This is a genomic window from Ruegeria sp. R8_1, from assembly GCF_017743815.1.
Classification (GTDB): domain Bacteria; phylum Pseudomonadota; class Alphaproteobacteria; order Rhodobacterales; family Rhodobacteraceae; genus Ruegeria; species Ruegeria lacuscaerulensis_A.
On sequence record NZ_JAGHRL010000003.1, the window covers coordinates 560550 to 583703 of the forward strand.

20 protein-coding genes are annotated in these 23154 nt (G+C 57.3%); 10 read left to right on the plus strand and 10 right to left on the minus strand.

What is annotated here, in order from left to right:
• Window positions 1–4: 4 nt before the first annotated feature.
• The 3 genes from J7380_RS10115 to J7380_RS10125 all read right to left on the minus strand — a co-directional run bounded on the left by J7380_RS10115 (window position 5) and on the right by J7380_RS10125 (window position 4429).
• A complete protein-coding gene (locus J7380_RS10115; RefSeq protein ID WP_209195609.1) occupies window positions 5–1570 on the minus strand; it encodes an ABC transporter substrate-binding protein in 1566 nt (521 codons plus the stop codon).
• 127 nt (window positions 1571–1697) lie between these two features.
• Window positions 1698–3278, minus strand: a complete 1581-nt coding sequence (locus J7380_RS10120) for an ABC transporter substrate-binding protein (RefSeq protein ID WP_209195610.1) — start codon at window positions 3276–3278, stop codon at window positions 1698–1700.
• 173 nt (window positions 3279–3451) lie between these two features.
• Window positions 3452–4429 carry an alpha/beta hydrolase gene (locus tag J7380_RS10125; RefSeq protein WP_209195611.1) on the minus strand — a complete coding sequence of 326 codons (978 nt, stop codon included), beginning with the start codon at window positions 4427–4429 and terminating at the stop codon, window positions 3452–3454.
• Between the two features lie 255 nt (window positions 4430–4684).
• On the opposite strand from J7380_RS10125, the gene J7380_RS10130 reads away from it, so the two are divergent.
• From J7380_RS10130 to J7380_RS10150, 5 genes are read left to right on the plus strand one after another with little or no spacing between them, the layout of a single operon-like run.
• Window positions 4685–5560: an alpha/beta hydrolase gene (locus tag J7380_RS10130; protein ID WP_209195612.1), complete on the plus strand. Its 876-nt coding sequence runs from the start codon at window positions 4685–4687 to the stop codon at window positions 5558–5560.
• A complete protein-coding gene (locus J7380_RS10135; protein WP_209195613.1) occupies window positions 5557–7044 on the plus strand; it encodes an FAD-binding oxidoreductase in 1488 nt (495 codons plus the stop codon). The genes J7380_RS10130 and J7380_RS10135 overlap by 4 nt, the downstream gene beginning before the upstream one ends.
• A complete protein-coding gene (locus J7380_RS10140; protein ID WP_209195614.1) occupies window positions 7041–7451 on the plus strand; it encodes a DUF4383 domain-containing protein in 411 nt (136 codons plus the stop codon). The genes J7380_RS10135 and J7380_RS10140 overlap by 4 nt, the downstream gene beginning before the upstream one ends.
• Window positions 7448–8494 carry a hypothetical protein gene (locus tag J7380_RS10145; RefSeq protein ID WP_209195615.1) on the plus strand — a complete coding sequence of 349 codons (1047 nt, stop codon included), beginning with the start codon at window positions 7448–7450 and terminating at the stop codon, window positions 8492–8494. The genes J7380_RS10140 and J7380_RS10145 overlap by 4 nt, the downstream gene beginning before the upstream one ends.
• Window positions 8484–8774, plus strand: a complete 291-nt coding sequence (locus J7380_RS10150; RefSeq protein ID WP_209195616.1) for a hypothetical protein — start codon at window positions 8484–8486, stop codon at window positions 8772–8774. Before J7380_RS10145 ends, J7380_RS10150 begins: the two co-directional genes overlap by 11 nt.
• 3 nt (window positions 8775–8777) lie before the next feature.
• Here J7380_RS10150 and J7380_RS10155 read toward each other — a convergent pair whose 3' ends face one another.
• Genes J7380_RS10155 through J7380_RS10175 form a run of 5 tightly spaced genes read right to left on the minus strand, consistent with a single transcriptional unit; the run spans window position 8778 to window position 14625 of the window.
• Complete coding sequence (locus tag J7380_RS10155) at window positions 8778–10064, minus strand: amidohydrolase family protein (protein WP_209195617.1); 1287 nt, start codon at window positions 10062–10064, stop codon at window positions 8778–8780.
• A 2-nt stretch (window positions 10065–10066) separates the two neighbouring features.
• Complete coding sequence (locus tag J7380_RS10160; protein WP_209195664.1) at window positions 10067–11008, minus strand: ABC transporter permease; 942 nt, start codon at window positions 11006–11008, stop codon at window positions 10067–10069.
• Complete coding sequence (locus J7380_RS10165; protein ID WP_209195618.1) at window positions 11008–12081, minus strand: ABC transporter permease; 1074 nt, start codon at window positions 12079–12081, stop codon at window positions 11008–11010. Before J7380_RS10165 ends, J7380_RS10160 begins: the two co-directional genes overlap by 1 nt.
• Window positions 12078–13595, minus strand: a complete 1518-nt coding sequence (locus J7380_RS10170) for an ABC transporter ATP-binding protein (protein ID WP_209195619.1) — start codon at window positions 13593–13595, stop codon at window positions 12078–12080. Before J7380_RS10170 ends, J7380_RS10165 begins: the two co-directional genes overlap by 4 nt.
• Window positions 13596–13635: 40 nt before the next feature.
• Window positions 13636–14625: a BMP family protein gene (locus J7380_RS10175; RefSeq protein ID WP_170353890.1), complete on the minus strand. Its 990-nt coding sequence runs from the start codon at window positions 14623–14625 to the stop codon at window positions 13636–13638.
• Window positions 14626–14971: 346 nt separating this feature from the next.
• On the opposite strand from J7380_RS10175, the gene J7380_RS10180 reads away from it, so the two are divergent.
• The 5 genes from J7380_RS10180 (at window position 14972) to J7380_RS10200 (ending at window position 20994) form a co-directional block, all read left to right on the plus strand.
• Window positions 14972–16405 carry a mannose-1-phosphate guanylyltransferase/mannose-6-phosphate isomerase gene (locus J7380_RS10180; protein ID WP_209195620.1) on the plus strand — a complete coding sequence of 478 codons (1434 nt, stop codon included), beginning with the start codon at window positions 14972–14974 and terminating at the stop codon, window positions 16403–16405.
• A 59-nt stretch (window positions 16406–16464) separates the two neighbouring features.
• Window positions 16465–17643 (plus strand): glycosyltransferase, encoded by a 1179-nt coding sequence (locus J7380_RS10185; protein ID WP_209195621.1) that lies wholly within the window; start codon window positions 16465–16467, stop codon window positions 17641–17643.
• Between the two features lie 110 nt (window positions 17644–17753).
• Window positions 17754–18986, plus strand: coding sequence for a polysaccharide biosynthesis C-terminal domain-containing protein (locus J7380_RS10190; protein ID WP_209195622.1), 1233 nt, complete (start codon window positions 17754–17756; stop codon window positions 18984–18986).
• Window positions 18983–19816 (plus strand): sulfotransferase, encoded by an 834-nt coding sequence (locus tag J7380_RS10195; protein ID WP_209195623.1) that lies wholly within the window; start codon window positions 18983–18985, stop codon window positions 19814–19816. The genes J7380_RS10190 and J7380_RS10195 overlap by 4 nt, the downstream gene beginning before the upstream one ends.
• Window positions 19813–20994 (plus strand): polysaccharide pyruvyl transferase family protein, encoded by a 1182-nt coding sequence (locus J7380_RS10200; protein WP_209195624.1) that lies wholly within the window; start codon window positions 19813–19815, stop codon window positions 20992–20994. The genes J7380_RS10195 and J7380_RS10200 overlap by 4 nt, the downstream gene beginning before the upstream one ends.
• A 45-nt stretch (window positions 20995–21039) precedes the next feature.
• On the opposite strand, the gene J7380_RS10205 is transcribed toward J7380_RS10200, so the two are convergent.
• Both J7380_RS10205 and J7380_RS10210 read right to left on the minus strand, forming a co-directional pair.
• On the minus strand, window positions 21040–21822 hold the full coding sequence (locus J7380_RS10205; protein WP_209195625.1) for a hypothetical protein: 783 nt from the start codon (window positions 21820–21822) through the stop codon (window positions 21040–21042).
• Between the two features lie 471 nt (window positions 21823–22293).
• Window positions 22294–23037, minus strand: a complete 744-nt coding sequence (locus J7380_RS10210) for a hypothetical protein (RefSeq protein WP_209195626.1) — start codon at window positions 23035–23037, stop codon at window positions 22294–22296.
• Between the last annotated feature and the right edge of the window lie 117 nt (window positions 23038–23154).

Consider the following 23154-nt stretch of genomic DNA (forward strand, 5'->3'; position numbering starts at 1 on the left):
GCGGTCAGTTCACCGTGACCCAACGCAGGATGAAGAAGTTATCCGGGCGTTGTGTCAGGTCGATATTGCTGCCGGTCCCCCAGACCAGAGGCTGCACATACATTGGCACATAGACATGATCATCCTGATAGATGGCCGTCACCTCATCCAGCATGGCCTGACGCTTTGCGGCGTCCAGCTCGGATTGGATCATCGGCAACAGTTCATCCACCCGTTCGTTCGAGTATCCGCCGAAATTCCAGCTGCCCAGCTTCTTTTCCTCGTTGGGCGTAGCGACCAGAAAGCGAACGGGATGTTCGGCGTCGAATGTGCCGGGGCTCCAGCCCAGCATATACATGTCGTAGTTATCCTCGCGCAGCTCTGGCCAGTAGTTGCGGACGGGCATCGCATCCAGTTCCGCCGTGACCCCAATCTGCGCCAGCATGGTGACGACGGCCTGACAGACCGGTTCGTCATTCAGATAGCGGTCATTGGGGCACTTCAACCCGAACGAGAACCCATCCGCGTAACCTGCCTCGGCCAGCAGCGCCTTGGCGCCTTCAACATCAAAGGCAGGGCGATCTGCATTGGCGGCGGAATAGCCGCTCATAGCCGGGCTGACCAGTTGCGAGGCGGCTTCGGCGTTGCCGCGCATGATCGTGGCCAGAATAGCATCCACATTGATCGCCTGCGCCACGGCCTGACGGACCCGCGCATCACGGAACGGGTTCGGTTTGCCCGCGTCATCGGTGTATTTCAGCGTCTCGGCTTCATGATCGAAACCCAGCATGATCACACGCGCCTCGATCCCCTGAATGACGTCCACGTCGGCGTTTTCCTTCAGGCGTGCAACGTCTTGGATCGGGACAGGGTTGATCATGTCCACATCACCCGACAGCAGCGCCGCCACGGCAGTCGCCGGGTTCTGGATCGGGTTGAATTCGGCGCGGGTAATGTTGTGTTCAACCTCGCCCCACCAGTCACCATGCGGCTCTAACACGGTCTTAAGTCCCGGTTCGCGGGCAGTGACCTTGAATGCACCGGTGCCGTTGGCGTTGATGGTGGCGTAGTTGCCGGTTTCCTTGTCGGGCACCACTGCGTCATTCGCCTCGGTCCAGCCTTGATCCATGATCATCCAGTTGGCGATCGAGGACGGGAACAGCGGGTTCGGCGCCGAGGTCATGATATCGACCGTATAGTCATCGACCACGATCACCTCACTGACCGGCGCAAACCAACTGCGCGTATCCGCCGCCTCGCCCGAGGCTCGCTGATAGCTGAACAGCACGTCTTGTGCATCGAACGTGCTGCCGTCGTGAAAGGTCACACCCTCACGCAGCTTGAACCGCCAGCCCTCACCCTCTCCGATCGGCTCCCAGCTTACGGCCAGTGCGGGTTCGACTGTCATGTCCTTGCCGCGGCGCACCAGCCCTTCGTAGACATTGTTGAGAAAACCCAGAACCGGGGCCGAGTTGACGGCGTGCGGGTCCATGGTCTGCGGATCGGTGGTAGAGGCCCATTTGAACTCGGCCGCCTGAACGCTGGTCGCAACCAGCAGGGCCAGGCCAATGGCACTGTTTCTAAGGATCATTTTTATCTCTCCCTGTTCTCTGCGTTCAAGTTTTCTTGGTTTTTTTCGCCTGCGCAAGGAAATCTCAGGTCGAAACAAAAAACAGGGCGCGAAATCCGCGCCCTGCCTTGTTCGCAATCGAACCGATTTAGTTCATGGTGAAGTATTTGACCTTCGGCTGGTCTTCCGCATCCACTTCGATGCCCACGCCATCAGCCATACCCCAGTTCAGAACCTGGTGGTGGATCGGGATGTACAGCGCTTCGTCCTGCACCACGCGCCAGATGTCGGCGATGTCGGCGTTCCGCGCGTCCAGATCGGTGTTCGAGGCCAGCGACTTGATCTTCGCATCCAGCGCATCGTCCTGATAGCCGGTGCCGTTCCACGTTCCGATATCGTCTTCGCGACCATGGACCAGGAAGTTGAAAATGTATTCCGAGTCATATGTCGGCACACCCCAACCCAGCATGTAGAAGTCGGTCTTGCTGTCGGTGATCAGCGGGAAATGCTGCGCCTTGGGCTTGGCGTCCAGATTCACGGTCACGCCGATCTGACCCAGCATACCGACGGCCGCCTGACAGATCGCCTCATCGTTGATGTAGCGGTCATTCGGGCAGTCCAGCCGCAGCGAGAATCCGTCGCCATAACCTGCCTCGGCCATCAGCGCCTTGGCTTTTTCCAGATCAGTTGCGGATTCGCCGTCCATGTCAGCAGTCCAACCGTTGACGAAGGGCGGTGCGATCATGCCCGCAGGCTGCGACTGACCGCGCATCACGACCTGCTTGATCGCATCACGGTTGATCGCCATCGACATCGCCTGACGCACACGCACATCGGCCAGAGGGTTCTTGCCATCCACGTTGTCCGCTTCGATGTCATCTGCGCCCTGGTTCATCCCAAAGAAGATCACGCGGTTCTGCGGCGCTTGCTTGACCATCAGGCCATCAGCACCGTTGACGCGCTCGATATCCTGCACGGGCATATCCTGAAGAAAGTTCACCTCGCCCGACAGCATCGCTGCCACACGCGTCGCAGCGTTCTGGATCGGGGTATAGATGATCTCGGTCACTTCCATCGGGAACTGGTCGATGCCCCAATAATCATCATTGCGCACCATCACGGTTTTCACATCAGGCTCGCGGCTTTGCAGCTTATATGGCCCCGTGCCGTTGGCGTTGGTGGTGGCATAGGTGATCTCGCCACCTTCGAAATCCTGCACGTTGACGGTGTCATTGGCCTCGGCCCAGCCTTTGTCCAGAATGAACAGGTTGGTCAGGTTCGACGGCAGGATCGGGTTCGGACCATCGGTGACGATCTCGACGGTGTAATCGTCAACGGCGCGCACTTCGGTGATCGAGCCGATCAGCTCTTTCATGTCCGAGTTCGGCTGCTTGGCGCGCTCAAAGCTGAACACTACGTCTTCGGCGTTGAAATCAGCACCGTCGTGGAACTTTACACCTTCGCGCAGCTTGAAAACCCAGACATTCGGATCATCTGCCTTTGGGCCCCATTCGGTCGCCAGTGCAGGTTCAAACGCGCCGGTTACGTCGCGGATGATCAGCGGCTCGTACATCTGGTGCCGAATGGTGTGCGACGGACCTTCATTCTGCGAATGCGGGTCCAGCGTCAGCGCGTCACCAGCACGCGCCCAGCGCAGGGTTTCAGCCGAAGCACCCGTGGCCATCAGCGCGGTGGCGCTGGCAGCCAACATCAAGTTTCTCAGGATCATTTTGATCTCCCCGTTTATTGTTAGCGCCGCCATTTCAGACGGCAGGCCATTTCCGTGACCTTGGTGACCCTGATCATCCAGATCATTTTCACAGTTGCAACACCAGATTGTGATCAAAACGGATAGATAGCCATGAAATTCAACCATAGACCTTATTAGGGTCTATTCATCGTCTAGGGTGAAGGCAGAATAACGGACCTGCGATATTCCTCATGGGGGAAGACACGTCCGGACTGAATACAGTCAAAGATATGCTTGAACACCTGTCCGGGCTCACCGCCCGGCGTGACCGGCCCAAAATAATTGTGACCTGTCGGGCTATCATAGCGCGTGTTGACGTCATCGCAATCGACCTGAAACACGTTGCGTGGCGTTCGGTCGATGTTTTCGGGGCCTGTGTGCCCCAACCGCCGCGAGGCCACTTTGTTCTTGAGGTTCGCCGCCTTACTGGCCCGCAGCGCCAGATCGTCTGACGCGAAATAAACCACCACATTGCGCGACGCATGACTGACCAGAACTCCCGGTTCGTCTTCGTGCACCGTTTCATTCACCACATCAGCCGCAACCATAAACGTGTTACGAAACAACAGCGGCACGCCCGAGGCCAGATCATAGCGGTCCCATTCTATCAGCGTTTGCCGCAATACGCGGTTGCCCATTGAATGCGCCAGCAGGTTGATCCGCTTTAGACACGGGGCCACGTCAGGTTCATTCTCGGCGCTGTTGCGCCATTCCAGAAACCGCTCCAACACGCGCGCAAAGGAATACCCGCTTTGGTCTGCGGATTTCTGGTCATCCCAGTATTTCTGAACGATCCCATGCTCGTTATCGCTGGGCCAGATCAGTGGCAGCACCATCACTTCGCCCGGATCGGCCAAATCACACAGGCGTTGCAGCTCGGCTGTGGTGCGAAAGACATCGTCAGGCAGGTTGTTGAACCCATGCAGGTATAGCAGAATCTGGCGGCAATCGCTGTCACGGACCCGCCGCAACAATTCGGCACTTGTGATTTCGGTATGGTGTTCGTCTTCACCCTTTTCGCAATAGAACACCGAATTGGAAGGCGCGTTGTTGTTGAGGTCAAAAGTGAACCGGCGCCCGCGGCGGGTACGGATGCTTTGGGTCGGGAATCTGTTGGTTATGAAAAGCATGTAAAAACTCCGATCAAAAAGTAAAACTACCCTAGCAAGCTGCCGGAGATCTGTCAGCTTTTGCCAAAATCACACGCTTTGGAATGGTATGGTTTTCCGCGGTTGCATTAAAACTTCAAGCGCCCAACTATAAATTCAATGCGTATGTTTTTTAGATTTGTTTTTACGGGTTTGGTCCTTGTGGCGATGGTTCTGATAGGGCTGCGCCTTGTTGCAAGTAACCGCGAAACCATCGCTTTTGGGCAAGATCTGCCAATGGGCGGCCAATTGATCGATACTGCCGAAGGTGCCGTTTTTGCGCTGGAACGTGGCCCTGACACTGGCGTTCCGGTCTTGTTTGCGCACGGTACGGCGGCCTGGTCCGGCCTGTGGCTTCCTACACTCGATGCCGTCGGGGGCGCAGGCTTTCGCGCAATCGCGTTTGATATGCCCCCGTTTGGATGGTCACAACACCCTTACGACAGCGATTACAGCCGCCCCAAACAAGCCGATCGCGTGATCGCCCTGCTTGAGGCATTGGACAACCAGCCAATAGCCGTCGCGCATTCCATCGGAGCAGGCCCCGTTGTCGAAGCCGTGATGCGCCGCCCTGATCTGGTGTCGGGTCTTGTTGTGGTGAACGGAGCGATAGCCCTTGGCAGGCATGATCCACCAACCGAGACCCCGATTTACCTGCAAAGCGACACTGTGCGCCCGTTTATCGCCTCGGCCACGGTGTCGAATCCGATTTTGACCAAAGCGTTCCTGCGCAGTTTTTTGCACGTCAAGTCCGCAGCAACGGATGATGTGACTGCGCTGTTGCAAGAACCCATGGCCCGCATCGGATATACTGACGCGGTGGCAGACTGGTTACCCCAGCTGCTGGTTCCGCCCCAAAATGCGCTCAGCACCCGAGCCGAGAACTGGCAGGCGCTGCAACTGCCGGTCGGTCTGATCTGGGGTATTGAAGATACCGTAACGCCTTTGGAACAGGCCCAGGAATTGCTGACCTTGATCCCCGATGCGCAGTACCGGGCGCTTCCGGGCGTGGGACATATCCCTCAGCTTGAAGACCCACAGGCATTTCAGGCCGCGCTGATCGAGATATTGCAAACCTTTTCAAACGCACGACCTGACGAGGCCGATTCATGAGCACATTCACCAGAAGAGCCGCCCTGTTTGCCGCCGGAGGGGTGGCAGGTTGGGGCCTGTCGCGCTGGCTTGGTGCCGATTTGCCAAGTTATGACGGAACGCACCGCACCTTTGCGCCCCAAGACGCGAAGATCATGAACGATGCCAGCGGCCTGTCACCGACCCCGATCCACAAACATCTGGTTATGACCGAGGATGCCGGCGACGCGCTTGTGACCGCAATTCGAAACGAGTTGACGCAGGCCCAGGCAGATGGGCGGCCGGTCAATGTGGGCGCGGCCCGACACTCAATGGGCGGTCAGGCCATTCCGCGCGACGGCACGGCCCTGACTTTCGATAATGGCGCTGTTCAGATGGACAGTACCGCGCAGACCTATCTGGCGCATGCGGGCGCGCGGTGGTCTCAGGTGATCTCGGCGCTGGACCCTGCAGGATTCTCGCCAAAGGTCATGCAGTCAAACCATGATTTCGGCGTTGCTGCGACTTATTCGGTCAATGCACACGGATGGCCGGTGCCATTCGGTCCTATGGGGTCTACGGTGCGATCACTGCGCATGGTGTTGCCATCCGGAGAGCTTGTCACCTGTTCACCTACCGAAAATGCCGATCTTTTCAACCTCGGCATGGGTGGCTACGGGCTGATCGGCATAATCGTGGACCTTGAGGTCGAGATGGTCCCGAATACCCGCCTGACACCGTCTTTTGACGTGATGGAGGCGACCGCTTTTGCCGACAGCTTCAAAACGGCTGTCGAAGATCCGGCTGTCACGATGGCCTATGGTCGCCTGAATGTTGAACGCGAGACGTTCTTCGAACACGCCCTGCTGATCACCTATCGCGAAACGGATGATCAGTCGGACCTGCCCCCTGCGGCGGGATCGGGCTGGATGTCACACGCGGCCAGCCGCCTTTATCGGGCGCAACTGGGCAGCGAGGCGTTCAAGACCTTCCGTTGGTGGAACGAAACCAAACTGGGCCCGGCCCTGGGCGGTGGCGAGGCGACACGGAACTCGTTGATTAACGAACCCGTCGTCACGCTGGATGACCGCAACCCGGATCGCACGGATATCCTGCACGAATATTTCGTGGGCTTCGACGCCTTTGATGATTTCCTGACTGCCTGCCGCGAAGTGATACCGGCCTCGTACCAGGAATTCCTGAATGTCACACTGCGCTATGTCGCACAGGATGATCAGGCAGTGCTGTCGTTTGCCTCGGAACCCCGGATCGCAGCTGTGATGTCTTTCAGCCAGGAAATGACGCAGCGGGGCGAGGCCGACATGGCCCGCATGACTCGCGCTCTGATTGACCGGATTGTCGAGATCGGAGGGGCCTATTACCTGCCCTACCGCCCGCATGCCACGCTGGATCAACTGACAGCCGCCTATCCGCGCGCGGCAGAATTCGCGCGGGTCAAACGTACGCTCGACCCGCAACTGGTGCTGCGAAACAACCTTTGGGACAGCTATCTGGGGCAAGTATGACGAACCTTCAAAAGCTATGTATCGTTTATTTCGTCGCGCTGATGATTGCGGCGTCGTTGAACTATGTGCCCGGCCTGACCGATGAAAACGGGCTGGCCTTCGGTGTTTTCGCGCTGGATATCTATGACGACGCGCTACACGTGGCCTCGGCCCTATGGGCTTTGATCGCGGGGCTCATGTCGCACAAAGCGGCGCGCACGTTCCTGATCCTGTTCGGGCTGGCCTATCTGGGCGATGGCGTCTTCGGCTTTTTCACTGGCTACGGCTATCTGGACATGGGCATCTTCACCAATCCGTCGGCCGGGATAGACCTGTCGCTGGGGCGTATCTTTGCCAATCTTCCGCATCTGGCATTGGGCGGCATCGCCGCCTGGGCCGGACTGCGTGACGCAAGGAGATCATCGTGAGGTTTCTTCTGCGCTGGCTTCGGCGCCTGGTTCTGCTCGTTGTTGTGGTCGTGATCGCACTGGCCGCACCCATCATCTATGTCGAAACAAGCTGCAAAGGCACCGCACAGCCGCAATCATACGCTTCGCTTCTGCCCCCGGATCATCACCGCCCGGAAACGCGGACGCTAATGACCTATCCCGAATGGCATATCGTTCATGCCTATGATGACTATGCCAAGGTTATCAGCACGGGGGACCCGCATGATTACGGCTTCTGGCAGGGGATCACCGGGTTCTGGACATCGCTCTGTGCCGTGACTGAAAACGCCTCGGCCCATGGTGAGATTGATTGGCCCACCAAACAGATGGTCTACGTTATCGGCACCAGCTTTACCGCCGAATTGGCCATGAAAGCTGCCTATGAAGAAACTCTGGGCCGCCTGTTTACAGCACTGCGCAAACCTGATCGAGCACCACTTGACGATCTTTCTGCGCGACAAGCCTCTGCGTATGCAGAATTTCTGCAGCAGGTTCCATGGTACAAATGGCCATTTACCGAAGACGCACAAGCCCTGTTGGAACAATCCACCGGATCTTTGCGTGACAGCGAACGGGCCATTGCGCTGGGGTTGGAGTATACGGCGAAAGACGCCTATGCTGGCGTAATTGAACAAGCCGTGGCGCAGGTGGGCACCGATGAACTGACCCTGCGAATGATCCTGACCGCAGATGAGGACATCACTGGCTATACGGATGTTAAGGTCATCGCCATTCGGCCAGAAGGGGTTGAAGTTGAAACCCCCCGCTACCGTACCCTGACCAACCTGCTGGCTCAGATGGCCAGCGACGGGCTGGGAGTGGTCGAGATCGCGGGCAATGACGACATAATGTTCACCGCTATTTCGGATCAACCAACCACAGCGGGTTCCGTATTCAGTACCCCTCGTCAGGGATATGGGGATTATCGGCATCTGATCTTGGTAAAGGTTCCGGCTCTTCTCGAAACCCTGCGCCAGCTAGAGAACTCGGGTCTGACGCTGGAACACATACATGACTATTAAATCGATCCTGACCACCTTGCCCTTGGTGGTGCTGGGCTGGATAGCGACGCTTGTAATCGTTGCCCTGCTGACGGACGAAGCGCCGGCCTATGTCGTGGTGCTACCGCAGGACGGGTTACTTCGGAATCTTCCTGACGACACAGCGGTGCTGACGGCCTCGCGGTTTAGCGTCACAGTAACCTCGGAGGCTACGGGCTTTGCCAAATCGCTCTACGCCAGCGGAGCCCGGCTGGTTCTGCCGGCGGGCCTGCCGGGGTGTTTGCCGCTGCCGAAGGTTTGATAACTAACCTTCAAATGGAACACGAGCCTCGTCCAGCGTTCTTTTTCCGGACGGCAGGCTCAGATCGTGCGTCACCGGGGCCGAGCGCGAGATCACCCGCCCCTTGCGCACCACAGCCATCCGGTGCGCGCGCAGGCGGATCGCCTCAATCGGATCCGAGGCTTGCAACAGCACGAAATTCGCATCACAGCCTTTGGCCACACCGTATCCGTCCAACCCCATGATGCGGGCGGAATTCGTGGTTACCGCTTCGAAACACCATGTCATGTCTGCGCGGCTGGATAGCTGCCCCACATGCAACCCCATAAAGGCCACGTCCAGCATGTCGGCCTTGCCCAGCGAATACCACGGATCCATCACACAGTCAGAGCCGAACCCGACCGTGATCCCCGCATCGCGCAACTCTCGTACGCGGGTCTGGCCCCGTCGCTTGGGATAACTGTCATGGCGGCCTTGCAGCATGATGTTGATCAGAGGGTTCGGGATCGCATGCACCCCGGCCTCGACCATCAGCGGGATCAGTTTCGAAACGTAGTAATTGTCCATCGAGTGCATCGACGTCAGATGAGACCCCGCCACCCGGCCATTCAGCCCCAGTCGCTGGGTTTCAAAGGCTAGCGTCTCGATATGGCGGCTATGGGGATCGTCGCTCTCATCACAGTGCATATCGACCATCAAGCCGCGTTCAGCCGCGATTTCACACAGCAGTCGAACGGATTCCGCCCCATCCGACATGGTCCTTTCGAAATGCGGGATACCGCCCACCACATCGACGCCCATATCCAGCGCGCGGAGTGTGTTCTGCATCGCGGTTCGGTCGCGTAACACACCATCCTGCGGGAAGGCCACCAATTGCAGGTCCAAATAGTCTTTCACCTGCTCGCGCACCTGCAACAGCGCCTGCACGCCCTTCAGTTCATCATCGCAAGTATCCACATGGCTGCGGATCGCGCCGATGCCCTTGGCTACGGCAAGCTCGCAATAGCGCAACGCCCGGGCGACGATGTCATCGACCGATTGAAACGGCTTTAACTCGCCCCACAGCGCGATCCCCTCAAGCAGCGTGCCCGAGACATTCATGCGTGGATTGCCCAGTGATAGGGTCGCATCCATGTGGAAATGCGGATCGACAAAAGGGGGTGAGACCAGCTGACCCTGGGCGTCGATCACCTCTGCCGCGTCGGCGGTGATCCCGGCCTCGACCGCCGTGATCTTGTCGCCCTGGCAGGCGATATCCATGCCGGTCTGACCGTCCGTCAGGGTGGCGTTTTTGATAAGCAGATCGACCATAATCAGCGTTGACCTTTGAACCATGGGGTAAGCAATGCGCGTGGATAATCGGCCGAGCGCGCGGCGATCACAAGGGCGATGATCGACAGGACATAGGGTACCATCAGGAAGACCTGACCGGGGACCAACGCACCAACCTCGGTTTGCAAGCGTACCTGTAGCGCGTCGAACGCACCGAATAGCAGCGCGCCCAGCAGCGCCTTGCCCGGCCTCCAACTGGCGAAAATGACCAGCGCAATACAGACCCAGCCGCGCCCGTTGACCATACCGAAAAAGAAAGCGTCAAAGGCGCTCATGGTCAGGAAGGCTCCGCCCAGCGCCATCAGGGCTGAACCCACGACGATGGCACCGATCCGCAGCCCATAGACCGAAAGGCCCTGCGCATCGACGCTGTCGGGGTTGTCCCCCACGGCCTTGATGGCCACGCCCAGCGCGGTGCGGTTCAGCACGTACCAGACCACCGCAACCAGCAGCAGCGCAAGCCATGTCAGCGCCGTCTGTTGGAACAAAACAGACCCTAAAAAAGGTAAATCCGACAGAACAGGCAGATCCAGCGGCTGAAACGGCTCGATCCTTGGCGGCGATGAAACGTTCGGCAGCGCCGTGCGATAGGTGTAATAGCTGGCCGAGGTTGCAAACAATGTGATCCCCAGCCCCGAGACGTGCTGCGACAACCCCAAAGGCACCGTCAGAATCGCGTGCAGCAAGCCGAAGAACCCTCCGGCCAGAGCGGCAACCAAAACACCGCCCCACAGGCCAGCACCCAGCCAGACGGCCATCCAGCCGCACATGGCGCCGACGACAAAGATGCCCTCGATCCCAAGGTTCAAAACGCCCGCCCGTTCGCAGATCAGCGCGCCCAGCACACCAAAGATAAGCGGTGTGGCAATACGCAAGGACGCAGCCCAAAAGCTTTCGGACAGCAGGATGTTAAGGATATCCATCATGACGCGGCCCTCGTGGTGCTGGCCCGGACGATGCGATACCGCGCCACGAACCCGCCGACCAGAACGCAAAGCAACGACATCGACACAACCAGATCCGCCAGGAACGACGAGACCCCCATGGCCCGGCTCATACTGTCGGCGCCCACGAAGACTGAGGCGATAAACAGAGCAGCAATCACAACCCCCACCGGCGAAAGCCCCGCCAGCATGGCGACGACAATGCCGGTATACCCAAAGCCGGGCGACAGATCAGCGGTCAGGTAACCTTTCAGGCCCGCGACCTCACTGACACCCGCAAGCCCGGCCACACCACCCGACAGAATGGCCACGCCGAACAGCGATCGGTTCACGTTGATCCCTGCGTGACGCGCGGCGGCGGCGTTCTCTCCGACTGCGCGCAGTCGGAAGCCCCATACAGATCGCGCCAACATGAATTGTGCCAATCCGGCCAGTATTAGAGCCAAAACAAGCCCCGAATGAACGCGCATCCGGTCCAACAACGGAGGCAGCATTCCCTGATCCAAAACCGGAGCAGATTGCGGCCAACCCAACCCCATCGGATCTTTCAATGGCCCTTCCAGCATCATCTGAACGAAGATCAGGATAATGAAGTTCAGCAACAGCGTCGTGACCACCTCATCCGCGCCAAAGCGGGTTTTCAAATAGGTGGGGGCGACCATCCCCGCCGCCCCCGCCGCCGCGCCCATAAGAACGATCAGCGGTAACAGAAGGATGCCAGAGATATCCAGCACCCCAGATCCAATAGCCACGGCGGCCATAGCGCCCAAATAAAGCTGTCCCTCGGCCCCGATGTTCCACAGCTTTGCGCGAAAGGCCAACGCGGCGGCGAGGCCGGTAAAGATCAACGGTGTCGCCCGCGTCAGCACCTCAGAGAAGGCAAAGACCGACCCAAAGACGCCACGAAACATCTCGGCGTACGCAGTGATCGGATTTGCGCCTGCAGCCAGCAGGGGAATGGCGGCAAAGCCCAGCGCAATCACGGCGGACAGGATGGGCACACCCAGAGTGAAAGCCCGCGACTGGGTTTGGCGCGGTTCGATGCGGATCATGCCGGTTCTCCTGCCATCATAAGTCCGATCTGCGCGCGGTCGCGACCGGGGGCTTCGTGCAATTCGCCGTCGCGGATCACAACGATGCGGTCCGCTAGGCTTAGCAATTCATCAAGGTCCTCGGAAATCAGGACCACACCAGCGCCACGCGCCCGTGCGTTCAGCAGACGTTTGCCGACCTCTGCCGCCGCGCCCATGTCCAGACCACGTGTCGGTTGATTTGCCAGAATAAGGCGCGGGGAGCGGTCAAACACACGCGCCAGAATTAGCTTTTGGATATTGCCCCCCGACAACAAACGCGCTGGTGCATCAACACCCGGACCGCGCACGTCATAGGCTTTGGACAGCCTCTCTGCGTTGTCTTGGATATCTTCCCGCAGCAATAGACCATAGGACTGAACCTCGGGGTCGTTTAACCGTTCGATAACCATGTTTTCGGCCACGCTCATGGCCCCTACGATCCCCTCGTGATGCCGATCTTCGGGAATCCGGCCAACGCCTGCACCCACCATTTTGGCGGGGGTCGGAGAGGTGATTTCGACTCCATCCACCCGAATTAGACCCTGCTCTGGCCGTGTCAGACCCGCAATGACGTTGGCCAGACCGCTTTGCCCGTTGCCCGATACACCGGCAATCCCCAGAATTTCATGCGCACGAACAGTCAGGTTCACCCCGGTCAATGTGTCCCGTTTGGACCGCCCCGGAACCGAAACGTCGGACATGGTCAGCACGGGATCACCCGGTGTCAGTTCGGACCCGGCCAGCTCGGGCGTGTCGGCACCAACCATCATGCGTGCGATCGATTTCTCGTCGGCATCCGCAGTCAACATCTCGCCGACCTTCTTCCCGTGGCGCAGGACAGCGATACGATCAGAGAAAGACAAAACCTCGCGCAGTTTGTGGCTGATGAAAATGACTGACAGCCCCTCGTCCGTCATCTGTCGGATGTTCTGGAACAGCGTGTCGGCCTCTTGCGGGGTCAGAACGGCAGTCGGTTCGTCCAGAACCAGAATGCGCGCGTCTCGGTAGAGGGCTTTGAGAATCTCGACACGCTGACGCTCACCCACTGACAAACGCCCGACCGGCGTATCGAGGGGTGCGGTCAGGCCGCTTTGCGCCATGATCGCCTCGATCTTGCGGCGGGCTTCGCGCCGGTTGCGGCGCAAGGCAAGCAAGGGCTCGGACCCAAGTGTAATGTTGTCCAAAGCCGAAATATTCTCGGCCAGTGTGAAATGCTGATGCACCATTCCCACGCCCGAAGCCAGTGCCACCTGCGGATGGCCCAGCGGCAAGGGGTGCAGATGCCCGGCCTCATCCGCCACGTCAATAGAGCCTGAATCGGGCAAATAATGCCCAAACAGCATATTCATCAGCGTGGTCTTGCCTGCGCCGTTTTCGCCCAGCAATGCCAGAACCTCACCCTTGTTCAGGCTCAGGTGGACGTTGTCATTGGCGATGACCGGGCCGAAATGCTTGCTCAACCCGTTGAGTTTCAGAACTGTGGATTTGGTCATTTGGAAAATGGGCCGGTTTCACAGACCGGCCCGAAAGGGATCACTGGTCCGAGACCGGGCGATCGTCATTCACATTCACGCGGAACAGACCATCAAGGATTTCCGCCTGACGGGCATTGACCGCTTCGACAACATCAGCAGGCACCAGTTCCTCGTCCAAAACCATCGAGCCACCGCCATAGCCCATAAAGCTGTACTGGCCGTAATCCGACGCCTCGAACGTGCCGCTGGAAACGTTGGCGATGGCTTTGTCGATTGTCGGTTCCATATGCCACAAGGCCGATGCCATGATCGTACCCGGATAGTCGCCCGACGTGTCGATGACGTTACCAACAGCCTTGACGCCGCGCTCAACCGCTGCATCCGACACACCAAAACGTTCGGCATACATGATGTCCGCACCCGCATCCATCATGGCGATCGCGCTTTCCTTGGCTTTAGGCGGGTCGTACCAGCTGTCGATAAAGGTCACGAGGAATTTGACATCCGGGTTCACCTCGCGTGCGCCGTCCATGAAGGCGTTCATCAGGCGGTTCACCTCGGGGATGGCGTAACCGCCGACCATACCGATCACGTTTGATTCAGTCGCGGCACCGGCGACCATGCCTGTCAGATAGGATGGTTCATGAATCCAATTGTCAAAGACCGAGAAATTCGGCCCCACAGGACCGAAGGACGATCCCATCAGGAATGCCGTGTCAGGATAATCCTTGGCCACTTTGCGCGCCGCACGTTCCAGACCAAACACCTCGCCCACGATCAATTGCGAGCCCTGTTCAGCATATTCGCGCATCACCCGCTCGTAATCCGTGTTGGCCACGTTCTCCGAGAATACGTATTCGATATCGCCGCGCTCGGCGGCAGCATTCAGCGCTTTGTGGATGCGGCTGATCCACTGTTGTTCCACCGGCAGAGTGTAGATTGCGGCCACCTTGACCGTCTCAGCCGCCGCCAGACCGGCAGAGTACAAAGTGGACGCCGCTGCAACGGCGGCAAGCAATAACCTTCGCGATAATTTATGATCAGCCATGACACTCTCCTGTTTTTTGGGATGCGAGCATTTTTTTACTGTTCAGTCAAATTGTTCATCTGGCGTAGCGGGTTGGTTGCACGGTTTTTTGACTCTGGCGATCATTTTTTAATCATCGCCCGCAAGCTCTTTTCGGCGTTTAGAAACAAACGCTTAGTGCCGTCCAAACGGCGATATGGCAGTCTTGGGCGCATGAGCTTCACCTTTTGGATAGCGGGTGAGTCAAAAATGTACGAACTCAATCAAAAATGAGAATTCTACATCGCAAACATGCCCCTTAGCTTGTCAAAGGAAAGGCCATTCTCTAGGACCAAAGACAACCTAGGTTTGATTGAGTGAAACCATCATGCAGATTACTCCCGTTCTCTTGTGCGGAGGCTCTGGAACCCGCTTGTGGCCGCTTTCCCGCAAAAGCTATCCAAAGCAATTCGTGTCGCTGATCGGGGACAACACCCTGTTTCAAAGCTCGGCGCTGCGATTGTCCGCTGACAACGATCAGCTGCAATGCACCGCACCAATGGTTCTGACCAACTCGGACTTTCGCTTTATCGTGACCGAGCAATTGCAGGCCGTTGGCATCGACCCCGGTGCCATCCTGATCGAGCCCGAGGGCCGCAACACCGCCCCAGCCGTTCTGGCTGCCGCCCTTCATGCGCATGCTGAAGACAAAGACGCAGTGCTGTTGGTTGCACCGTCCGACCACGTCGTTCCTGATGTCGCAGCATTTCACGCTGCTGTGGCACAGGGTCTGGATGCGGTGGCGCAGGGGCAACTGGTGACATTTGGCATAACGCCGACACATGCAGAAACGGCTTATGGATATCTGGAACTGGCTGAACAACCCGGCACAGACGGTGCCGCTGTTCCTTTGAAGCAATTCGTGGAAAAGCCCGATGCCGAGCGGGCGGCTCAGATGTTGGCAGCTGGGAATTTCAAATGGAACGCCGGTATCTTTCTGTTCCGCGCGACCGATATCATTGCAGCTTTCGAAAAACATGCGCCAACGCTGCTGGAGCCGGTGCAAAAAGCGCTGGACGTCGCCAAACCTGACCTGGGCTTTCTGCGTCTTGCCGCTGAACCATGGTCGAAGGCCGAGGATATCTCGATCGACTATGCAGTCATGGAAAAGGCGGACAACCTAGCCGTGGTTCCGTTTGATGCAGCTTGGTCGGATCTGGGCGGCTGGGACGCGGTATGGCGCGAAAGCGAGCCAGATGCCGACGGAGTCGTGACCACCGGAGATGCCACCGCCATCGACTGTCATGACACTCTGCTACGGTCGGACAGCGACAGGCTTGAGGTCGTGGGTATCGGGTTGAACAATATCATGGCCGTCGCGATGAATGATGCGGTGCTGGTGGCAGACAAGTCCCGCGCGCAGGATGTCAAGAAAGCCGTTTCCGCGCTTAAGGCCAAGGGGTCGGCGCAAGCCACCCAATTCCCCAAGGACCATCGGCCTTGGGGGTGGTTTGAGAGTCTGGTTGTGGGTGACCGCTTTCAGGTCAAGCGGATACTTGTCCATCCCGGCGCGTCATTGTCGCTGCAAAGCCATGTCCACCGGTCTGAGCATTGGATCGTGGTCGAAGGCACCGCAAAAGTGACAATCGACGACGACGTAAAACTGGTGACCGAGAACCAGAGCGTTTACGTACCGCTCGGCTCGGTCCATCGGATGGAGAATCCGGGCAAAGTGCCCATGGTCCTGATCGAAGTTCAGACCGGGGCCTATGTCGGCGAAGACGACATCATTCGATACGAAGACGTTTATGCGCGGGACTGATCGCATCAACTTGACGGCAGCGCGGTATTAAAGCGCTGTCAGTGTCACAGGTTTTTTGAATGACAGATTTTAAAGCACTTCCAACCGAGAAGTCCGAGAGGAATTCGGCCGATTTGGCGGGGCTACGGGTGGCAATTGTTCACTATTGGCTTTTGGGCATGCGTGGAGGCGAAAAAGTTGTCGAAAGCCTTCTGGAGCTGTTTCCGAACGCGGTTATAATCACCCATGTCTACGACCCCGCTCAGTTCAGTGACAGGATCAGACGGCACGAGGTTCGGGAGACCTTTATCTCGAAGCTGCCCGGCGCGCGAAAGCACTATCAGAAGTACCTGCCCCTGATGCCAATGGCGCTTGAGCTTATGGATATGACCGAGTTCGACGTGATCCTGTCCAGCGAAAGTGGCCCGGCCAAAGGTATAATCCCCCGACCCGACGCGGTGCATCTGTGCTACTGCCACTCGCCCATGCGCTATATCTGGGATCATTATCACATCTATCGCGCCTCTGCCGGTCGCTTCGCCCGTCTGGCAATGCCGTTTGTGACGCACAAGCTGCGGATTTGGGATGTCACCAGCGCCGCGCGGGTGGACCGTTTCATGGCAAATTCGGGCTTCGTCGCCCAGCGCATAAACAAGTATTACAGGCGCGAAGCAGATGTCATTTTCCCGCCCGTCGAAATCGATGACTTCAGCATCTCGGACGACGTCGGCGATCACTATCTGCTGGCGGGTGAAATGGTGTCTTATAAACGGGCCGATCTGGCCATTGATGCTTTTAACGCTTCGGGGCGTAAATTGGTTGTCGTCGGCGATGGCGAACTGCGCGAAGAGCTGACGAAAAAAGCCAAAGACAACATCACGTTTCTTGGGCGTGTGCCCTTTGCGGAGCTGAAACGCCAATTTGCAACCTGCAAAGCGCTGGTCTTCCCCGGCGAAGAAGATTTCGGGATCATCCCGGTCGAGGTGATGGCCTCGGGGCGCCCAGTGGTGGCCTATGGGCGCGGCGGAGCATTGGATACAGTGCTGCCGGGTGTTTCAGGAGTGCATTTTCACGACCAGACAGTGACAGCGTTGAATGCCGCGATTGATGCGCTTGACGGCGACGTGGCGCTAACCAATGCACCTTCGAAAATACGCGCGCATGCGGCCCGGTTCGATCAACGGGTCTTCAAGGCTAAAATCGCGGATCTGGTGAGGCAAGAACTGCACCTGACCGCCCCGAACCTGCGCCGCGCATAATGGTCCAAGGCGACACTAACACGGGCACAAAGACCTCGGGCAGAAGGTTTGCCCTTAGAAGCCTGGCCGCCCTGTGTATAAAATCCGGAGCGGCGGGGCTTTCATTTCTGATGTTCGTCGCCTTGTCACGCAGCCTTGGCGACGTGGGATTTGGACAGTTCAGCTTTGCGTTTTCATTGGCGACTATATTGGCGATTGTCGGGTCAATCGGGCAACGCAGTGTCATTCTGCGCTTTGCTTCGTTCTATTTGCACGAACAAGAGGACGCCAAAGCCCGGGGCGTTTTGCGGTTCAGCTATGCCATTGTCCTAAGCGGTTCGATCATAGCGGCCTTGGGCTTGGCTTTGATGGCATACACACTGCCGTCCTTTGCAAACCAGCAGGGTTTGTTGTGGTCTGCGGCCCTGTTGACGGTTGCGCTGGCTCTGGCCGAGTTTCAGCCCAATCCACAAAGGGCTGCGGGTTCGGTCTGGATCGCACTTGTTCCAAGAGATATCCTGTTCCGCCTGATCGTGATCTCGGTTGCCGCTCTGGCGGTATCCGGATGGTTGCCTGGTTTGAATGCGGTGACCACAGTGTTGATCATGTCGGGCCTTCTGATCGTGCTGACATTGGCGCAGTCCTTTCTGCTCCCCCTGACAAACCCGGTGCGATTGCTGCGCGGGCCTGCCGATTTCAGTGAGAAGGGCGCATGGCTGTCGGCCTCATGGGGGATGTGGGGAAACTCGGTTGTCAACGCGGCTGGGCGCAACGTGGCGATTGTCATCCTTGGCGGGCTGCTTCCTGCCGCCATGGTCGGTGCCGTTTTTGCCGCCCTGCGCACGGCCATGGTGCTTGAACTGTTCCTGATGGCGATCAACATCGTCGCAGCCCCCTTGCTGGCGGCCCAGTTTGGCAGGAACGATCACAATGGCGCGGAAACCACCTGTCGCCGGATCAGCCTGATGCTGGGCCTGCCCACTTTAGCCAGCTTTCTGATATTCGCTCTGTGGGGCGACCACATACTAGAGCTGTTTGGCCCCGGATTCGCAGTGGTTCACCCCGAGCTGATCGTGATCAGCTTTGGCTATCTTGTCAGCGCCTTTTCAGGGCCGACGACCCAGATCATGGAGATGTCGGGACATGAGAGGGTTCACTTTGTCATGCTGTCCGTCACAACCGGTCTGTCCTTGGCGGCCTTGCCCTTTTCCGTTTCGGCCTGGGGCACCATGGGCGCTGCGTTTTGCATCAGCCTGAACCTGATTGCGCTGAACTGTGCTGCCTATTTCTATATTTTCCGGAAAACAGGGATCTCTTCCGGGCTGGTAAACCTGTCCTTCCTTGCAAAGGAGCCACGGGCATGAGCGACCAAACAAGCCCCGTGAACTTTTTGTATCTGGGGGGCGACAAATGCGGCTCGACCTGGATTTGGCATATTTTGAACCAGCATCCCGATGTCGCTCTGGCCACCGCGAAAGAGATTTTCTATTTCGACCGCTTTTACGACAAAGGTCCGGACTGGTACCGCCGTCAATTTCCCGACGAAACCAACGCCATACGCATCGGTGAGATCTGCCACGATTATCTTTATTCTGAGGTGGCGTTGCAAAGGATTGCGCAGGATCTGCCGCAGGACAGTCGGTTTCTGGTGACGGTACGCGACCCGGTTTCGCGCAGCGTCTCTCATTGGAAATACCTGCGAAAGATTGGCCGGACGACGGCCAGTTTTGAAGACGCCCTACTCCAGCAACCGCAGATCATCGAACACTCGTTGTTCGGCAAGCACGTTCGGAACGCCATGCGTCATCTTGGAAAAGATCGCGTGCATGTTCTGGATTTTGGGCAACTCAGATCAGATCCACAGGGGTTTGGTCGCGCCATGAGCGAGGCATTGGGCATTCGTTTCATGGACACCCTGCCTTATGACGACCGGATACTCGAGGCTCAGGCCGCTCGGAGTCCGATGCTTGTCGGCCTATTACGCAATAGCGGTTGGGCGGTCCGCCGTCTTGGGTTGCCCGGCGTCGTGTCCAGGGTCAAAAGCAATTCGCTGGTTTCGAAGATCCTGTTCACCTCTGATGCCAGATCAAACCCGGCCGCGCCCAAGGCGCAGACTCTGGAAGCCCTGCAAAACCGGTTCGGACCGGATCAGGCGCTGTTGGCAAACATTTTGGTATCAAAGGGAACGGGATGAAGATCGTATTGGCCGCAGTCATGCATAGCCCCAATCTCGGGGACGGTTTGATCGCCGATTGTCTGACAACTGAGTTGCGTCGCCAAAACGAAGGTCTTGATATGTGTTGGTTGGATTTGGCGGGGCGTCAGACGTTTGCCAAACCACCAAAGGGTGCCCGGACCTTGCTGCTGTCCCTGCTAAACCGGTTGCCCCAAGGCATCTCTCAACGCCTTGCGACCCGACTTGTCAGGCGACAAATCCGCAAACGGCTTGAACCTTTGATCCCTGATCGCTTTGGCGACGCCACGGCCGTCGTAATTGGCGGAGGTCAGTTGCTGAGCGACGCCAACCTGAATTTCCCCCTCAAGATATCTCGTGTCGTGCACGAAGCAGAGCAGCGCAACTTGCCCATCGCCCTACATTCCGTTGGCGTCGCAAAAAACTGGTCACCCCGCGGTCTTGCGGTTTTCGCCGATCTATTGAGCTCGACCAAATTGTGCTTTGTGTCTGTTCGCGATCAGAGGTCAGCCGACAACTTGCGACAACATTACAAAGCACTCGGGTTAAATCCGCCCGAGATACATGTTGTTCCTGATCCAGCCCTCATCGCGGGCAGTTTGGACTTACCGCCACCGCCTGCCAATGTTGCGGGAACCATCGGATTGGGTGTCGCACACCCGGCGGCCATCAAAACCCATACCGATCAAAGCGCGCTTGGCTTCCGACAGTCCCTATCTAAGTACCAGTCGATCCTGGCCGAGTTCCAAACCCGACAAGAACCCGTCACGCTGTTCACGAACGGGGCGGGCGAAGATGAAGAGATGCTGGACCAACTGTGGACGTCCCTTTCATCCAAGCAAAATCTGTTCCGGATGCCGCGACCGCAAAAACCGCGAGAGCTTGTCGCCGCCATAAAGTCCATGGATACGGTCGTGTCTCACCGTTTGCACGCATGCATCACCGCACATGCGGTCGCGACTCCCGCTATCGGGTTTCGCTGGGATGCCAAGCTTGACGGGTATTTCGCCCGTGTCGGAGAAAGCGGTAATCTTTTGAACTTTGACGATAAGTCACAGACTATTGCAGAGCATGCCGTTGCCTTGAAACAGGCGAAAAAACCGGCCGCCATTGAAACGCAAATTCCGCTGGTCCAATCAGGGGCGCAATTGCTTTTGGAGAGCCTGTCCAAGCCCTGACCGGACCACGAATACACTCGATTGCTGGACGCACCCGCGCCTGGGTCAGAGAAACTCCATACTTCGGCAAAGGACGTGGAAGAAACCCAACATAGCCAAGCCAGGAAACAGTTTGGTAGGGATCAGTGTTGCCAGAACCGGAATGAAAAAGAAGAAATAGCGCGCATTCTGGAACGCATAAGTCACGTGGGTATAGAAAAAATACACCGAGAAAAAACACAAAACCAACCACAGATGCTGTCTGAGGTTGGTACGGAACTCGGCCGAGCAATACAAATATATGACGACAATTACAGAAAACAGCGCGTCTATCCAATAGGCTCCGGTGTGCAGGCTGAAAAAATGGAAGCTTGCGAAGAAAACTGACAGGCTTTCAAACGGTGTATAATCGGGATTGGCGACGCTTCTGGTCCAGTCAAATCGTTGGATCAGACCTCCTATCCACGGAAACGCGTAAGCGGCGCCCGTTTTCATTGCGGCGTCCAGAAAAACAGCCAGACCGACAATCCCAAGCGGAACCGATTTCTCAAAACCCGAGCGTTGCAGAAACAAAGCGGCTCGGAACGTCAGAAGAACGCCCAGATTGGCCTCTCCGGTCGTGTATAACAGGACGGCCAGAAGTCCCATCACAATGCCTTCTTTTCGGGCGGACAAGTCCGGACGTATCAGGCAGAACGGGAAGTAGAAAAACTCCCAGTAAATCTTCGAGAATAGAAAGATCGACAGAGGCCAAATTGCGGCCAGCACAGCTGTCTTTCTGTTCACCAGCCCTGTGTAAACAAGCGTCAAGGTCACCAATATGTTGAACGCAAAAAGAACCAGACGCATCCAGATTTCAGCAGCCGGAACCGGACTGGAACCATGTTGACCAGGCAGGAGGATTTCTATGAAGCGGGCAACTGCTTTTACTTCATCCGGCCGCCGTTCAAAGGTGAATACCACAGATTGAAATGCAAATTGGAACAGCAAAAAAAGAACAACTGCGCCAAGTGCGATATAAGTGCTTTTGTCGCTGTCTCGACGATCAACAAAAACATCGACCATTATGTGCGTCGGTCCTCGTTCCGCGTGTCGCAGTATTCGGAATGCTCAAAGAGTTGAATCTGGTTTGGTGTATTCTACCCAGGGTTTTCTAGCCTGATTTGACGAGAATTGCGAGCGGAGTTTTTACATCGCGGCTTACTGCAAATCGGGGGGCGCTTGTTCAGGCTCAATCAGAAACCGAGGAGGCGGCGCTGATGGTCCGCCGCCTCTGTGTGCCAGATCGTTAAAGCGTATTCTGTGTTAACGCACGATCGATTATGCGACCCCACCAGATTGTGCCGCATAGAACGCCCGAACCAAGGCCAACTCATCGTCACTGGGAACCCGATTCATATGGACGCCGCCATAATCCCGAATATTCGCGGCATTTGGGCCATAGACCTGATATGGGGCCGCGCTTGAATCTGTCAGGGCGGCGCCGCTGCCCGAAACGACGATACCATTCACGTTTGCTACCCGCGTCGCGAGATCATTCGCCCCGGTGACAACGACATCCACACCAATAAGCGATGCCGAGGTGTTAACGTTGATCGGAGAGCTGCCAAAGGCAACTGTCACCCGGTTCGGTTGGGATTGCGGTGTCGAGATAAGTGGCTGCCGCGCGCTGCCCTTGTTGCTGACAATATGCGCGAAAGATCGCTGGATACTGATCGTCCGAAATGCGACGGCTTCGAATACAGAGACCGAGAACGGAACCGTTCCCTGAAACTGCAAAACATCATCCACGCCGTCACTTTCCAGCCAATGGTGAGTTCCGTCGGTGGCATATATCGGTGCCGCCGCCGGGCTGGGTGCCAGAAAATACCCCCCCAATGCACCTTTGTTGTTCATCCGAAGCACCGGATCGCCAGAAGACGTAACGGGAACCGTACCCGCCGCGTCCTGAAACAGGGACGATCTGTCAGAGGGGTCGCGCCACAAAAGGGGCTTTAAAGACCCAATTCCAACGGGTTTGTTGCGGGTCGCCAGCGAGGGGATCGAAAAACTGACATCCATCATGTTGCGGATCCTGTGCAAGGCACGGCATTGAATTTCGACATCCGTTTCGGACAAAGCGAACACGCCCCGTCATAGTCAAGCGCCTGAGGCATTTTCCTGGTCTCCGTTTAAGATTTC